Source organism: Bacteroides sp. OF03-11BH, assembly GCF_003604005.1.
GTDB classification, from domain to species: domain Bacteria; phylum Bacteroidota; class Bacteroidia; order Bacteroidales; family Bacteroidaceae; genus Bacteroides; species Bacteroides ovatus.
Genome location: NZ_QTMW01000047.1, coordinates 1,148 through 14,992, shown reverse-complemented (window position 1 = coordinate 14,992; position 13,845 = coordinate 1,148). Strand labels below are relative to the sequence as shown.

Sequence of the window (13,845 nt, the reverse complement as noted above, 5' to 3'; positions counted from 1 at the left end):
TTGATATATGAAAACAAAATGGCAATTTACTTATTAAAATGTAAAGTATGTCCCATTCTTTCTTTCTTTGTTCTCAAGTATCGCTCATTATACGGATTAGGAACTGTTTCAACAGGCACATTTTCTACAATCTCCAATCCATAGGCTTCCAAACCAACACGTTTTACCGGATTATTTGTCAAAAGTCTCATTTTGTGTACTCCCAGCTCACGAAGGATCTGTGCACCTACTCCATAATCACGTTCGTCAGCAAGATGTCCTAAGCAAATATTCGCATCAACGGTATCCATACCGTCTTCCTGCAACTTATAGGCTTTCATCTTTTCCATCAGACCGATGCCACGTCCTTCCTGATTAAGGTAAACCACCACACCTTTTCCTTCTTTTTCGATCATTTCCATCGCTTTATGCAGCTGCTCGCCACAGTCACAACGCTGCGAACCAAGGATATCTCCAGTAGCACAAGAGGAATGAACACGTACCAGGATAGGTTCGTCTTCACTCCACGTACCTTTAAATATAGCCATGTGCTCCAATCCGTTTGATTTCTGGCGGAAAGGAATCAGACGGAACATCCCGTGTTCAGTAGGCATGTTTACTTCCACTCCTTTTTCCACAATGGATTCCTGTTTCAAACGATAGACAATCAGGTCATGGATAGAGATCAGTTTCAGTCCATGTTCATCTGCCATCTGGCGGAGTTCGGGCAAACGTGCCATTGTTCCATCTTCACTCATGATTTCCATCAAGGCGCCTGCAGGGTAAAGTCCTGCCAGACGAGCCATGTCAATCGTAGCTTCCGTATGTCCGGCACGACGAAGCACTCCTTTTTCTTGTGCATATAACGGATTGATGTGTCCGGGACGACCGAAGGTTGCCGGTGTAGAAGTAGGATCGGCCAACGCCTGAATAGTAGCGGCACGGTCGGAAGCAGAAACACCTGTTGTACAGCCTTCCAGTTTGTCAATGGTAACCGTAAAAGGAGTTCCCAACACGGAAGTATTGTCACTTACCTGATGCGGCAAATCCAACTCCTTGCAACGAGACACTGTGACAGGTGCACAAAGCACCCCACGCGCATGTTTCAACATGAAATTTACTTTCTCGGGAGTTATCTTTTCAGCGGCAATAATCAAGTCGCCTTCATTTTCGCGGTCCTCATCATCCACTACTATGACAAACTTGCCTTCTTTGAAGTCGGCAATCGCATCTTCTATTCTATCCATTTTAATAGTCTCTTTCATAACACTTATTTATTGATTTTCTGTATGATGAATTGAATTTGTTCATTGTTCTTTATAATCCGTTCCATATCCTTAGCCAGACGAACGCGGAACGCCCAGATGCGGAAATAGAAAAATAAACCGATAGGGAAAATAACTCCGGCTACCAGATTCAACCAATATATATGGAACGGGCGCACATGGGCAGAAACGGAAATAACCGGATAATTGTTTAATGCACCGATCAAAGTGGCAGATTTCGTATTGGACATTTCTTCAACCAACGCTTCCAGCTTCTCATTGATAGCCATTACTTCGTTGTCATCTTCGCTTGACATCCACAATTTAAAGTAATTGGGTGCTTTTTCCAATCGTTTCTTGGCAGCATACGCTCTGCACTCTGCTGTGAGTTGTTCCAAATCACCAGTCAGACGTGGATAATCAGGATCATGGATAATCACTTCTTTCTTAAATATATGGCGTACACTACGGATTCCCATAATCTTCTTGAACCAGTTGATATAGGCATCTGCATTAAGCACAACAGAATCCTTATTCGATTTATAGGTAAGGAAAACTCCTAATGGGGCAAGGACCGCACTACTTGTCCACATTCCCATCCATACTATCCACTTACCGTCACGGGCCATTTTATATCCTGTATTATCAATGATATAGTAAATAATAAATACCAACACGGATACAATTACCGGCATTCCCAACCCTCCTTTGCGGATGATTCCACCCAATGGAGCTCCGATAAAGAAGAACAGCAGACAAGAGAGTGAAATCGTTATCTTCTTATGCCATTCCGTCTTATGTTTGCGAATACTATAATCGTTGTTCTCCATCGTGAATTTCTTGAACCCAAGATCGTTGGCCACATTCTCCGCCCGACTGACAGCAGAAGAAAGCACCTTCTGTTTCTGCGTTAAAGAGGCTACTTCGTAAAGGCTGTCCACATTATATTCATGGATATCCGCCTTTTCTATTTTGACCGTATCTTCTTTTGTCAATCCATAAGAAGGACGGAAATTTCCTTCTGCCACTTCCCTGTAATACTGTCGTCCGATACTATCTCCCACTACCGTCATTGAGTCGATAGAGCTTTGCAACTGCGCCATATCCTTAGCACTGGACTGCTTGCCCATAATGTCGCCATCAACCATATTGAAATCGGAGTTAAATTCAATAATGGTATGTTTTTCCCGGAATGATTCACGCCGATAAGGCACATTCTGCGATTTCAGGCTCTGCGATTTCAGGTTCTCGAATAAATCGCCACTATATAAATGCAACCAGAGATGTTGTTTATCTGCAGTCATCTCCAGACGTCCGGAGTCGGCATATATAATATGTGCGTTTTCGAATCCGTCCTTCATATTATAAATCAGCACATCATATAGCATACCGGTCTTCCGGTTCTTCTTAGCTACCTTTAAATTATAATCCTTTATTTCAGAATAGAAAACTCCTTCCGGAATATCCAACTCCGGAGATTTCTGTTTCATCGAAAGAATCAGGGTTCCCAGCTTAGCCTGGGCGATAGGACCAACAACATTTTGGAAATAGAATGAGACACCGACAAGTCCGCAAACAAAGAAAGCGAGCGGACGCATGATTTTAAGTAGAGAAATACCCGCAGCTTTCATTGCAAGTAATTCATAACGCTCGCCAAAGTTACCGAAAGTAATCAAAGAAGCCAGTAACACTGCCAATGGCAACGATACTGGCACTAATGTTAATGCGGAATAAAAGAAGAATTGAGCCATAACGCTCATCTCCAACCCTTTTCCGACCAATTCGTCTACATATCTCCACAGGAACTGCATCATGAATATGAACAGACAGATGAAGAATGTACCAATAAAGAGCATCAAAAAACTCTTTACGATGAATATATCTAATTTCTTTATGCGTAGCATCTTAATAGGTTCGTGCAATTAGGATGCAAAATTAGCACAAAAAAAGGAGCATCGAAAATTTTTAGTTGAAAGTTAACTAAAAACCACAAGTTCTTCTTAATTTAGCTACTTGCGACTCCCACAATTCTTTCATATCATCTACTTCATCCGGCTCTGCGAAATCGGTAATTTCCAGCACATAGTCACTAGTCAGCTCATTATAAGTCATCTTGATTTCAAAATAATCGCGTTCGTTTTCATCATCCTGCCAACGGAAGCGGATAAAAGAGAAAGAGCGAATAGCAATAATCTCTGCTTTCCTCTGTTCTGTCTTCCCCCAATGAAACTCTACTATTTTATCGTCAGAAATAACTTTGTCTGCAAACCAGTCCTCCAACCCGGTCGGTGTACTAATAGCTCCCCAAAGAATATTTTTAGATGTTGCATTCAACAAATACTCCAAATGAATCTTTTCCTTTTTCATAGCAATTTCGAATTGTTTTTACGTGTGCCAAGATAAATACTTTTTTCTAAATACGCTGCATAAATCAGACACTTTATTAATTATTCTTTCATTATCGGGCATCAAACTCCCTATTTATAGGGAAAATCAAGGCCCGTATTAAAGAAAAAACACAAAAAAGTTATGAATTGTTTTGGAGATTATAAAAAATCATCTATCTTTGCACCCGCAATCGAGAAACGATGGCGGGATAGCTCAGCTGGTTAGAGCGCATGATTCATAATCATGAGGTCCCCGGTTCAATCCCGGGTCCCGCTACTTGATAAGAATAAGGCATTTGAGAGGCTTCCACTCTTGGGTGCCTTTTTCTTTTATACATCAATTGGTGGCAGGTGACGCCATAGGTGACGCTAATTAACGATTTCCTAATTACCTGTTCTGATTTGACATTAAGTTATCATCACAAAAATACGAAAAATCCATTTCTTAATAAAGAAACAGATAGAAAACTATAAAAAACAGCAAATGAATTTCTTCAAATGCTGCCTTCTATTCTACTTTCTAACTAACAAAGTTGATGAAAGTCAAACAAAATCATCTTTAATCCAACTCTCTACAATTGCAAATTTTGACATCTAAGCTCCATATTTCAAATAAATTATAGTCATATATCCTCCTCATATATATTAAAAAAACGCCATCCTTCCTGTATCTTATATCTATTACTAAATCCTTTTGGCACATATAGATTCATACTTCGTTTATTACTTCCATGCCAATGTTTTTCTAAAACTGAAGGAGGATTCTTGCTTTTACAATATATTGTACGTAAATTTAGACTTTCTTTAAATGCATTATGTTGAATTGAAGCCACATTTTCAGATAAAGTTATTTCTTCGAGATTAGCACAATGCCCAAAAGCACTATGCCCAATGTAAGTTATATTATCACCGATATAAAGCTTTACCAATCCAGAGCAACTATCAAAACTATAGTTTCCTATATACCTTAAACTTTTGGGAAATACTAAAAATGACAATCCTGTACAACCATAAAAAGCATTATCCCCAATTTCCGACAGTCTACTAGGCAGTACAATAAAAGAAATATTGGAACAATATTCAAAATCTCCATAATCAATAACCTGTAGATTTTGTCCTAATTGTACAAATTTTAAGTTTTTACATTTACTAAATGTAAATTTACCTAAATCCTCTAATCCATCACCAACAACAGCAGTAGTCAAATTTGGAGAATCTGCAAAAACACTATGCCCTATCGTTCTCACTGTATCAGGTATCGTTACAGTAGCCAAGCCCGTACAATGAAAAGCAAAACTTTCTATCGAATCTACAGTTTTAGGAAAGCTGATTGATTGTAGTTTTTTACAACATTCAAATGCCGCTCTTCCAATAATTCTAATAGATTCAGGCAGTACAACAGAAACTATATTCATGCTTTTAAATGCAGCCTCTGGAATCGAACCAAATTGTTTAGACTTCGCATCAAATATTATGGTATTCCTTAGATTGATAAAAACCAAGTTCTCCATTTTTCTAATAATATCAAAATCTTCAAAACAAAGTATTCCCTCTATTTTTAAATTATGAATTATCGGAAATATATCTGATTTTATATATTTAGCTAGTTTATTTGTAGGTATACTCCATTCCAAATTTACATAAACAATAAAACCATCTATATCCCAATTCTGCTCTATCAAGTCTCTGGTTTCTTTTTCATTTGTGGCAAAGCCAAATATACCTTCATAACCATCTCTATCGTATCTAATCAATTCGTTTTGAATTAGACCTAGACTTTGTTGTGATGGGACTATCCCATTATCTTTTAAATAGTTTAAGGCAGAAGAGATTACCTCTCTCCTACCTTCAACTGAATCTGGTTCTAAATTGTCCGGAAAGTTTTCGATAGCTGCATCATAAGCAGCACCGATTTCCACTAATTCGGAAATAGCTCTATACCTCATATCTTTCTATTTATCTAAAAACAATATTACCAATTTTTTATTATATTGTAGCATTAAAACATACCCACAAATATACATTCAATTCTAAAATATACCATTCTTCTATTATGTTTATTGGCATTACTAGCCCTATTTTATCATTTATATAAAATTGATAACAAAGAAATATTATAGGTTAATAGAAAAGTTTGCTGTTTATATTTAAAACAGCAAATGAACTTCTTCAAATGCTGTTTTTATATATGGAAAGAGTTTTCGAATACTCTTTACCTACCGATAAACCTGCTGCTAGACCTATACCTAGCCAAATATTAATACTTCCAGCAATTAACATCACTAAAAGATTAACTAAACAATGTTTTAGTTTATCACTTTGTTTTAGGAAGTTTACTATTTTCTTCAGAATTTCCTTCATTGCTTTTAAATTTTTTCCAAATACCTGTTACTGAATCTATTCCTAATAAAGCCATAACACATATTAAAAATGTATCTATCATTAATGGTGCTTGTATACACATTATAGTACAATATATAAGTACTGCAACTGCAACAACCCACCCTATTACTCCACACACTCGCTTAGACGAGATTCCTGAATGTGAAGTAAACATTTGTCTTACGAAAGTTATGAATCTCATTTATTCATGAGCATTTGTTATTATATCATTTTAATTACTATCTTTGCGATTATTAGTTTTAAAATTGTAAGATTATGCAGTCTCCTTTTATTCTCTATGGTAAATCGGGGAAGAAATATGAATTTCATTCTATTTACCCTATTTCCACTCTTCCAAATCTAAAATTTCAAAAGGATTTTGGAATCATATATGTATATCTCCATATTGATTCTAATGATAATATACGTCTTATTTACTGTGGTAAAGACGAAAACCCTCCCAAGAGATTTAGAGAGCATGAAGAAAATGATAAAAACATAATCGGCAAATCTAATTTTGTTGCAATATGTCACTATCTATATCTAAAGGAAATGGAAAATGACGAAATTGATTTAATAAAAGGTAATCCATTCGAGGAGAATATTCAACATAATTCATAGATTTTTCAATATTTCTACTGGAATGTAAGTTGCCAATTTCCAATCTGTACTATTTATTTCCGCTTCGTTGAACGTGTATGCATTATCTATTTCACATACACATATCTTTTTTGTATCATTTCTAAATATGGCTATTAACGTTCCATATACATTATTATGTAGTCGTATTTTAAGTCCTTTAACCTCCGTGTCTTTAATCCATTTATTTAATTCATTTTCCATAATTCATTTGTTTAATTATTAATACGATATCTAATATAATGAATGCCACAACATCTTGTATATCCCAAACACAAGGCCCTTTTAGTATTATCTCACATGCCTTATCAAACATAGTAATTATAATAGCTATGAGTATTTGGGCAATAATTATCTTTTTCATTTATATCGTCTTATTAGTTGGTCAACTTCTTTCTTAGCCCATTTTTGCAATGGACTAGCATTATATGGCAAGTATCCGTTCTCAACTTTATAAAGTTCAGGCTTAGCATCTTTAGTCCATATAGTATCTCTAATTTCTAGTTCATAACCTTTGTTCCTATCTGGAATTGGAATCCAACTAGGATAATCATAAGTATCTGCTATATCGAATATCCCACTGTTATTGTTATTACGCAATCCAAATTTGCCCAATCCAGATAAAGCATTACCTGTTCCTCTTTGGTCTCTGCTTCTTCGAACATTGTCCTTAACCTGCGCCCAAACTCCTTCTTTTAGTTCTGATTGCATATTAGTAACCACATTGTCTCTAATAGCATCCTTTTGTTCTTTAGGTAATCCAACATACTCTTTATTAGGATATGCATTATCAGTTATATCATAATCCCTGCTAAATCTAATTGAAGTTTGAGGAAGTTGTGTAGCATCCCTCTTACCTCCTAGGTATCTTAAATATAGTGCTTCTTCGTGTGGAGTACCTTTATTATCTCTGCTGGAATCCCATAGAGTTCTCCATCCCATTTGATATCCAATCACCAGGACTATAGAAGTTTCCAGTAGGGTCAACGTTTGCATATCTACTCTGTCTTTTATTAAAGTTGTCTTGTCCTTCCCAACCATAATTTAAACTATCAGCAATAGCTTTCTGACTTAACCTCTGAATCCCATTAGAAGGATTCTGATATTTAATAACACCGCCATTCTCTAACTGCTCACTTTGAGTAGGTGTAGTTTCTGGCTTAGGTTTATTAGATTTATATCTACTCCAATTGAAGCCAATTAATTGTTCTTCATTTCTGTTGGCAGCTTTTTCTCTATTGAACTGTCTTAATATTCTAGCTCTTAACTCTCCTGCCCCCTTTAATTTAGGAATCTTCATTCCTTCTTGGGCTTTAGCTATCTGATTATATACATTAGATAATGCTCTCTTATAATTAGGGTCAGTAGCATATCCTCCTTTAACTACTCTATCAATAAAATCTCCACCACTAAAAGCTTGATATCTTTTGTTATTTAGTAATGATACATGATAATTGGCATAATCATTTATATCTTTAAAGTCTCTAAAGCTATCATTTATATATACACCAATGAAAGATATATCTTCAATTCGTAACACCATTGTTTTTACAACTCATTTATTGAGACATATTTGAATATATTTGGTAAAAGCTTCTCTACCTCTTTTCTTCTTGAATCTGTATACTTTAATTTCACTGTTACAACAATCTCACGTTCATAAGCTTTTTTACAAGTAGCTTTACCGTAAAAACATCTACCCCCCTTAGTATTGCCTTCAATAGTATAACTATGGTCTGTAATATCTTTCTTGACAATTCTATTACCTTGTTCTAATTCTGTATCAATCATAATATCAAACCATTCATGAAGCGAATAATCATCTTTAAAAACATCGAAGTAAGTAGCATACACATTCAAACAGATTGTACTATCTTCATTTACGAAATGATTGCCATTACTTAAATCTGATTCTTCTCCATGCGTAAAGCTAGAAGGATATACCAAGAAATAATCAAAAGTTCTATTCCAATAAAACCTTGTATCATCATATTGGTATATCCCATTTCTGCAATCAATCAGTTTAACACCTTTTACTCCTAATACAGAATCTACCCATTGCAAATGCTTAGCTTCTGATATTTTCAAAGTAGGATGATTGTCATATATAGATAAGCTATCAGTAATCAGTGTATCAGTATTCTTATTACCAATACATAATAGTAGTATAACTATGCATAAATATTTCCTAATCAATAACAACCACATTTATTCCACAAGTCATTCAATTCTTGTTCTAATTCTGTATCATTAGTTAGATTATATGCAATCTGAATGTCTTCACAAGCTACCTTTTTCTCATTCAAATAGATACGACAGATAGCCCTATTATAATACGCCATTGCATCTCGTTTAAAATCATCTGTACCCAATGCTTTAGTCCAATCAGATTCAGCTTTATCCCACATATTCATATCCATATAAATAAATGCCCGTTGAGCATAATTATCTGGCTGTGCATTATTCAAATTTATCGCTTTTGTTATATCTTGCAAAGCTTCTTCATTCCTTTTTTGAGACCTATATAGGTGACAACGGTTTATATATCCTATTGGATTATTAGGATGATATTCTATTGCTTGACTGAAATAAGATTCTGCATCTCTATTGTTATCAACAACATAAGATATTATACCTAAGGCATTTAGAGATTGAATATCTTCGGCTTTCTCATTTAATATACTTGTAAATATATCAATAGCTTCATTAAAGTTTCCTTCATGCATAGTAGAATAAGCATATTCTTTTTGATAACTATCCATATCAACAGTAAAATTTGATTTGTATTTATCTAAATCAATATTTCTAAATTGCCATCCTCTTGAGGTATTTCCATAAGTAATACTAATTTTATGCAAAGTCGATTTGATTGGTGGAAAAAACACTTTGAACTTATAATTAGAAGCCAAAGATACTTTTGTCCCATTCATTTTATCTACTCCTATCGTTGATGAAGTAACATAATATTTACTATTGTTATCTAAGTCATGAATAAGAAAACCGTCATCGCCTTTATCTATCTCGCACCATATATACATTTCCCCCATAGATAGATTCAGATTCGTATATGAAAGATATGCGATTGTTACATCATCTTTAAATTCTATAGCATTCAAAACCACTTCACTATTCCTTTCATTAGGTATATTCAAGATAATAAAATTTTCTTTATTGTTAAATTTGGGATTAAAACGATTAAAATCATTACTCGTCAATGCAGTAAGTCTTTCTTTATTTATAGATACCCCAAAATTAAGATTTTGCCCTCCTGTACGATTAAATGTCGCAACAGCAAACACTTCACCTTTTTCATTCAATAATGCACTACCACTACTTCCTGGAGAAATAGGTGCAGTTACCTGTATAATATCACCATGTTGTTTATCATTCCTTAATGACGCCACAATTCCATCAGAAACACTTTTCTCTAATCCTAAAGGACTACTTATATTATAAACTCTATCTCCTTGTTCTATGCCTTTAGTAGCAAATCCTAAATAAGGAAATTTTTGATTAGATAGAGCTATTATCGAAAACTTAATAATATCCCATTTTTTATCAGAAGCCAATACCTTATCTATTTCGTACTCTTTCCCATCGCTAGTTTTAAGCATTGCTTTTACAGCACCATCCAACACGTGGTAATTTGTTATCCCTGTACCATCACTATCAATAAAGAAGCCAGAGCCACTACCTAATGGAGCTCCGTATTCATCGTAAGTATAGATTATAAATGTTGCACTCTCTGTATCATGTATAATATCCTTCAGATTCTTTTGACATGAACTAAAGAATGCTAATATAACACCAAGTATCAAAAATATATTCTTATTCATATTTATTCAATTTTAAAATTAGGATTCTTTTGTAATGTTCTCCGTTTATTTGGTGTATTTGAATTCTTTGATTTGGGTGTATGCGTTTTCACATTTTTATCTTGTTGTATAATATCCATGCTCCCTTGAATCTCTGTTGTGTAATACAGAATATTATTATCTGTTGAGATTTGTACAAAAGCCATATTAGTATATTCTCGTTGACCTATTGCAACTAGTGCAACACCTGTTTTATTATCATAAGAATTTTGATAGTACCATTTTGCATAACTAATCTTATCTATACTCCCATCATTAGTTCTTGCTCTCTCATAGTCTTCAACAATCAGTTTCCCCCATGATTGGCTGTTATGTAAAGGATGTACATTAGCCAAACAAAGCTCACCGTTATCTAAGTATAACGTTAAATACGCCCTTCTGCTCTTAATAATAGAAGTAATGTCTCTGTCATTTTCGTAAGCGTTAATAATACTAAGTCGACACAATTCCTGTTGATTAGTATTATTGCTTTTTAATTGAACTCCAAAGAAATGCCAAGACCCTGTGTCTCCTTCAATTATATCCAATTCTTCTGTGTTTTCAGGTATAGCCTCAAAAATTGCAGAAAATTCAATTTCTTGCCCTGGGTGACATACCGTTTGTCCATCTTTATTAGCTATTCCATTAGTAAATAAAAGTTTATACTTCATATTCTTTACCTTTAAATACATAGAGTTGTTTCCATCTTTAGGGAGTGATAAATAGATATAACGTGAATTACTCTCATTAGACCTGTACAGGAAATCCACTTGTGTATGTGCACTCAATATCGTTATTTTCTTTATAAAAATATTATTTTGAGATGCATGTTTTACGTTAGGAAATACAATATCTTTAGAATATGAATAGGTACATTGCCATATTGCTAATATGAATGTTATAACTGATAGAACTTTTCTCATAAGTATAAAAATTGATATTCTTTAATAGAAATGGATTACGATTGTTTTTCAAAATTGGCAACATTGCTTAATAAGCCTTGCTACAGTAGGTATAATTATATATTTGTTTCCATATTATTCAACACATTTATGTACCCTATTCCCTTTAGATACTGTTATACAATAAAAAAGGTGTGGGAACTATATTTGTTTTATCCTTAGATTAGGTCTTCGCATTACCTTTAGCATGGATAAAACAATAGCAACCCACACCAGTTTGATAATATCTAAAACCTTATAAAACATATAAGATAGGTATATACCAAATGATGTGGTGCTATTGCTATCATCTTCATGCTAAAAATTAAAGTTGCGAAGTTTAATCTAAGAAGATAATTTCAATAACACCTTTCGTAATATGTCCTTTCAGTCCTAACACATTAGGCATCTGAAATTGCCACAAAGTTACGAAAAGCGTTTGTAATAGCAAGAACTATTGTTTATTAAAAAGTAAGGCAATCATAAGTATTTAATAGCTCTTCTTGTCTCAACCCTAAATATCTCTTAGTAATTGATACACTAGAATGATTAAATAATTCCATTAGCTTAACAAGTGCCAACTCTGAATTATCGCTATTCATATTATACACCTGTCTACCAAATGTTTTTCTTAATGAATGGCATGAAAAGTTTTTAACCGATAGCTTGTATTTGATTTGCATTTTTTTCAATAATACATCAATACTTTGCACTCTGTAAACCGTTCCTTTCTGACTTACTAAAATAGGTGCATTTATTCCAATCGGTTGTATCTGTTTATAACAATCTGCAATGTGCCGTTTTAACTGCTGATTAATTCTGATAGTACGCTGCTTTCCTGTTTTCTTCTCTACTATCGTAAATTCATCAACATTTAAAATCTGTTTCCAATGTAAGGCAAGCATATCACTTATTCGTAGTCCCCAAAAACAACCTATTGCAATAAGTAGGGACATCTTATAATCTTCATCTTTATAAAGAGAACGAACTAGATTCATAGCTTCTCCCCATTGTAGATAATCGGCTGTTGTATTACTATATTTCAAGCTCATAAATATTCAATTTTATAAGTAAATAAATAAAAGTGAATATTCCACCAATACCACCAAGCAACCTATAAAGCTAACTTACTGATTTATAATGAAATATTCACTTTGTATATTAGTGACGATTATTTGCTTCTTCAATATCCCATAAGCCAACTAAAAGAATAAGCAAGATTAACGGAACACAACCTGTTATAAAAGACAATGCCACCCAAAAGAGCCAAACAAGTATCTTATAATAAAACATGATTCTTTATTTTAAATAGATTAATAATTGAACGGTTTATTTCCATATTGATAGTCTGTTATTGATAAACAGATTCTATCAAAGAAAGAATGTCCCTTATCTGAATAGAAATACTTTCTATAAATCTCATCATTGGAATTATCCAATAAGACATCTAATTTCAGCAACCAATATTTCAATGTTTGCAACCTCTTTATATATTGGAGATTATTCTCACAATGACAAATTGTTTCTTTCAGATATTCAATCTTTCTAACCATAGTTTCTTTCTTTTTATCCATTGCAATACAATTAATAAAATAGGAGAATACCCATTTCTGAATATTCCCCTGTTTAATCAATCAATAAACCACTTATATTTAGTGTCTCCATGCAAAGCGGCATTTATTCCCGTTGCTATTTCGGTTGCATTTACCGCTCTATCCAAAAACGTGTCGATATAACTATTTTTACACGCTCCAGTTAACAAATTAAAGAATTCCCACATAGACAAGCCACTTCCCAAGCTACCAAAGTTCTCATCATTGATATAAGCCCTAGCCACATTGTTAATCTGTGTATCAGTAAATAACATACGTGGAATATCTTTCTGATAACCTTGTGGCAATGATTGATAAAGTCTCATTCTCCCAAGTAATTGGCAAAATTGATGTTCTGTGAGATATGAGTTACCAAGTGTTTGCATTAAATGCAGATGTTTTGCAGGTTGGTAACTCTGAAACATTTCCAATACAGCCCGATATAAATCTTTGGTATTAGTTACTTCCAAACAGCTAAGAAAACCGTCTGTTGATACACACAAATTGCAGCAAACAAGATTCTTAAACCCTATGCAAATTTTAAACTTCTCCGCTCCTTTCTTTGAATAAAGATTAGTGTGATTATAAGCACGAACACCACCAATAGTAAGAGTTAGCTTATTTCCGTTCACCGTTTCGTAAATCGTAGGAATCTGAATAATAAAAGCACATCTTTCGTAGTAGATAGTCTTATCACTTTCAAGAAGTTGATTTGCAGGTTTGTGTATTGCTTCGGGTATTCTCCCCTTGATAATGTGACTTACACGAATATCGGGCTTATCAATACTTTCACCACTGAAAAACGT

The 13,845-nt window shown here is 34.0% G+C and carries 16 protein-coding genes and 1 tRNA gene; 2 read left to right on the top strand and 15 right to left on the bottom strand.

Annotation, left to right across the window (positions count from 1 at the left end; genetic code table 11):
* Positions 1-26: 26 nt before the first annotated feature.
* The 3 genes from DXA54_RS23050 to DXA54_RS23040 form a co-directional block, all read right to left on the bottom strand.
* Entirely contained in the window at positions 27-1,244 is a 1,218-nt protein-coding gene (locus DXA54_RS23050) for a bifunctional 3,4-dihydroxy-2-butanone-4-phosphate synthase/GTP cyclohydrolase II (RefSeq protein WP_004299085.1), read from the bottom strand.
* 5 nt (positions 1,245-1,249) lie between these two features.
* The gene (locus DXA54_RS23045) at positions 1,250-3,148 is read right to left on the bottom strand and encodes an LptF/LptG family permease (RefSeq protein ID WP_120080786.1); all 1,899 of its coding nucleotides are present in this window, start codon (positions 3,146-3,148) and stop codon (positions 1,250-1,252) included.
* Between the two features lie 76 nt (positions 3,149-3,224).
* On the bottom strand, positions 3,225-3,611 hold the full coding sequence (locus DXA54_RS23040) for an START-like domain-containing protein (RefSeq protein ID WP_004299081.1): 387 nt from the start codon (positions 3,609-3,611) through the stop codon (positions 3,225-3,227).
* Between the two features lie 223 nt (positions 3,612-3,834).
* Between DXA54_RS23040 and DXA54_RS23035 the strand changes: the two genes are divergently transcribed.
* A tRNA-Met gene (locus DXA54_RS23035) sits at positions 3,835-3,908 on the top strand.
* 346 nt (positions 3,909-4,254) lie between these two features.
* On the opposite strand, the gene DXA54_RS23030 is transcribed toward DXA54_RS23035, so the two are convergent.
* Together DXA54_RS23030 and DXA54_RS23025 are read right to left on the bottom strand one after the other, a co-directional pair.
* Entirely contained in the window at positions 4,255-5,577 is a 1,323-nt protein-coding gene (locus tag DXA54_RS23030; RefSeq protein ID WP_120080784.1) for a leucine-rich repeat domain-containing protein, read from the bottom strand.
* Between the two features lie 223 nt (positions 5,578-5,800).
* Positions 5,801-5,992, bottom strand: coding sequence for a hypothetical protein (locus DXA54_RS23025; RefSeq protein WP_120080782.1), 192 nt, complete (start codon positions 5,990-5,992; stop codon positions 5,801-5,803).
* A gap of 297 nt (positions 5,993-6,289) precedes the next feature.
* On the opposite strand from DXA54_RS23025, the gene DXA54_RS23020 reads away from it, so the two are divergent.
* Positions 6,290-6,634 carry a hypothetical protein gene (locus DXA54_RS23020; protein ID WP_120080780.1) on the top strand — a complete coding sequence of 115 codons (345 nt, stop codon included), beginning with the start codon at positions 6,290-6,292 and terminating at the stop codon, positions 6,632-6,634.
* On the opposite strand, the gene DXA54_RS23015 is transcribed toward DXA54_RS23020, so the two are convergent.
* The 10 genes from DXA54_RS23015 to DXA54_RS22975 all read right to left on the bottom strand — a co-directional run.
* Positions 6,629-6,856: a hypothetical protein gene (locus DXA54_RS23015; RefSeq protein ID WP_120080778.1), complete on the bottom strand. Its 228-nt coding sequence runs from the start codon at positions 6,854-6,856 to the stop codon at positions 6,629-6,631. The genes DXA54_RS23020 and DXA54_RS23015 overlap by 6 nt on opposite strands.
* Positions 6,846-7,016, bottom strand: a complete 171-nt coding sequence (locus DXA54_RS28285) for a hypothetical protein (RefSeq protein ID WP_243647677.1) — start codon at positions 7,014-7,016, stop codon at positions 6,846-6,848. Before DXA54_RS28285 ends, DXA54_RS23015 begins: the two co-directional genes overlap by 11 nt.
* Complete coding sequence (locus DXA54_RS23010) at positions 7,013-7,594, bottom strand: hypothetical protein (protein ID WP_120080776.1); 582 nt, start codon at positions 7,592-7,594, stop codon at positions 7,013-7,015. The genes DXA54_RS28285 and DXA54_RS23010 overlap by 4 nt, the downstream gene beginning before the upstream one ends.
* Positions 7,557-8,195: a glucosaminidase domain-containing protein gene (locus tag DXA54_RS23005; RefSeq protein ID WP_120080774.1), complete on the bottom strand. Its 639-nt coding sequence runs from the start codon at positions 8,193-8,195 to the stop codon at positions 7,557-7,559. The genes DXA54_RS23010 and DXA54_RS23005 overlap by 38 nt, the downstream gene beginning before the upstream one ends.
* A 5-nt stretch (positions 8,196-8,200) precedes the next feature.
* Positions 8,201-8,860: a hypothetical protein gene (locus DXA54_RS23000; RefSeq protein ID WP_120080772.1), complete on the bottom strand. Its 660-nt coding sequence runs from the start codon at positions 8,858-8,860 to the stop codon at positions 8,201-8,203.
* Positions 8,845-10,488 (bottom strand): trypsin-like peptidase domain-containing protein, encoded by a 1,644-nt coding sequence (locus DXA54_RS22995; protein ID WP_120080770.1) that lies wholly within the window; start codon positions 10,486-10,488, stop codon positions 8,845-8,847. Before DXA54_RS22995 ends, DXA54_RS23000 begins: the two co-directional genes overlap by 16 nt.
* Before the next feature lie 2 nt (positions 10,489-10,490).
* Positions 10,491-11,177, bottom strand: a complete 687-nt coding sequence (locus tag DXA54_RS22990) for a hypothetical protein (RefSeq protein WP_133304695.1) — start codon at positions 11,175-11,177, stop codon at positions 10,491-10,493.
* Positions 11,178-11,911: 734 nt separating this feature from the next.
* Entirely contained in the window at positions 11,912-12,499 is a 588-nt protein-coding gene (locus tag DXA54_RS22985) for a tyrosine-type recombinase/integrase (protein WP_008021212.1), read from the bottom strand.
* Between the two features lie 261 nt (positions 12,500-12,760).
* Positions 12,761-13,021, bottom strand: coding sequence for a hypothetical protein (locus tag DXA54_RS22980; RefSeq protein WP_120080804.1), 261 nt, complete (start codon positions 13,019-13,021; stop codon positions 12,761-12,763).
* A 56-nt stretch (positions 13,022-13,077) separates the two neighbouring features.
* The coding region (locus DXA54_RS22975; protein ID WP_243647675.1) for a DUF3871 family protein at positions 13,078-13,845 on the bottom strand (768 nt) is incomplete at its 5' end.

Excerpts from the sequence above, each read along its gene's own strand:
- DXA54_RS23050 (WP_004299085.1), bottom strand. The coding sequence starts at position 1,244 with ATGAAAGAGACTATTAAAATGGATAGAATAGAAGATGCGATTGCCGAC.
- DXA54_RS23045 (WP_120080786.1), bottom strand. The coding sequence starts at position 3,148 with ATGCTACGCATAAAGAAATTAGATATATTCATCGTAAAGAGTTTTTTG.
- DXA54_RS23040 (WP_004299081.1), bottom strand. The coding sequence starts at position 3,611 with ATGAAAAAGGAAAAGATTCATTTGGAGTATTTGTTGAATGCAACATCT.
- DXA54_RS23030 (WP_120080784.1), bottom strand. The coding sequence starts at position 5,577 with ATGAGGTATAGAGCTATTTCCGAATTAGTGGAAATCGGTGCTGCTTAT.
- DXA54_RS23025 (WP_120080782.1), bottom strand. The coding sequence starts at position 5,992 with ATGAAGGAAATTCTGAAGAAAATAGTAAACTTCCTAAAACAAAGTGAT.
- DXA54_RS23020 (WP_120080780.1), top strand. The coding sequence starts at position 6,290 with ATGCAGTCTCCTTTTATTCTCTATGGTAAATCGGGGAAGAAATATGAA.
- DXA54_RS23015 (WP_120080778.1), bottom strand. The coding sequence starts at position 6,856 with ATGGAAAATGAATTAAATAAATGGATTAAAGACACGGAGGTTAAAGGA.
- DXA54_RS28285 (WP_243647677.1), bottom strand. The coding sequence starts at position 7,016 with ATGAAAAAGATAATTATTGCCCAAATACTCATAGCTATTATAATTACT.
- DXA54_RS23010 (WP_120080776.1), bottom strand. The coding sequence starts at position 7,594 with ATGGGATGGAGAACTCTATGGGATTCCAGCAGAGATAATAAAGGTACT.
- DXA54_RS23005 (WP_120080774.1), bottom strand. The coding sequence starts at position 8,195 with ATGGTGTTACGAATTGAAGATATATCTTTCATTGGTGTATATATAAAT.
- DXA54_RS23000 (WP_120080772.1), bottom strand. The coding sequence starts at position 8,860 with ATGTGGTTGTTATTGATTAGGAAATATTTATGCATAGTTATACTACTA.
- DXA54_RS22995 (WP_120080770.1), bottom strand. The coding sequence starts at position 10,488 with ATGAATAAGAATATATTTTTGATACTTGGTGTTATATTAGCATTCTTT.
- DXA54_RS22990 (WP_133304695.1), bottom strand. The coding sequence starts at position 11,177 with ATGAAGTATAAACTTTTATTTACTAATGGAATAGCTAATAAAGATGGA.
- DXA54_RS22985 (WP_008021212.1), bottom strand. The coding sequence starts at position 12,499 with ATGAGCTTGAAATATAGTAATACAACAGCCGATTATCTACAATGGGGA.
- DXA54_RS22980 (WP_120080804.1), bottom strand. The coding sequence starts at position 13,021 with ATGGATAAAAAGAAAGAAACTATGGTTAGAAAGATTGAATATCTGAAA.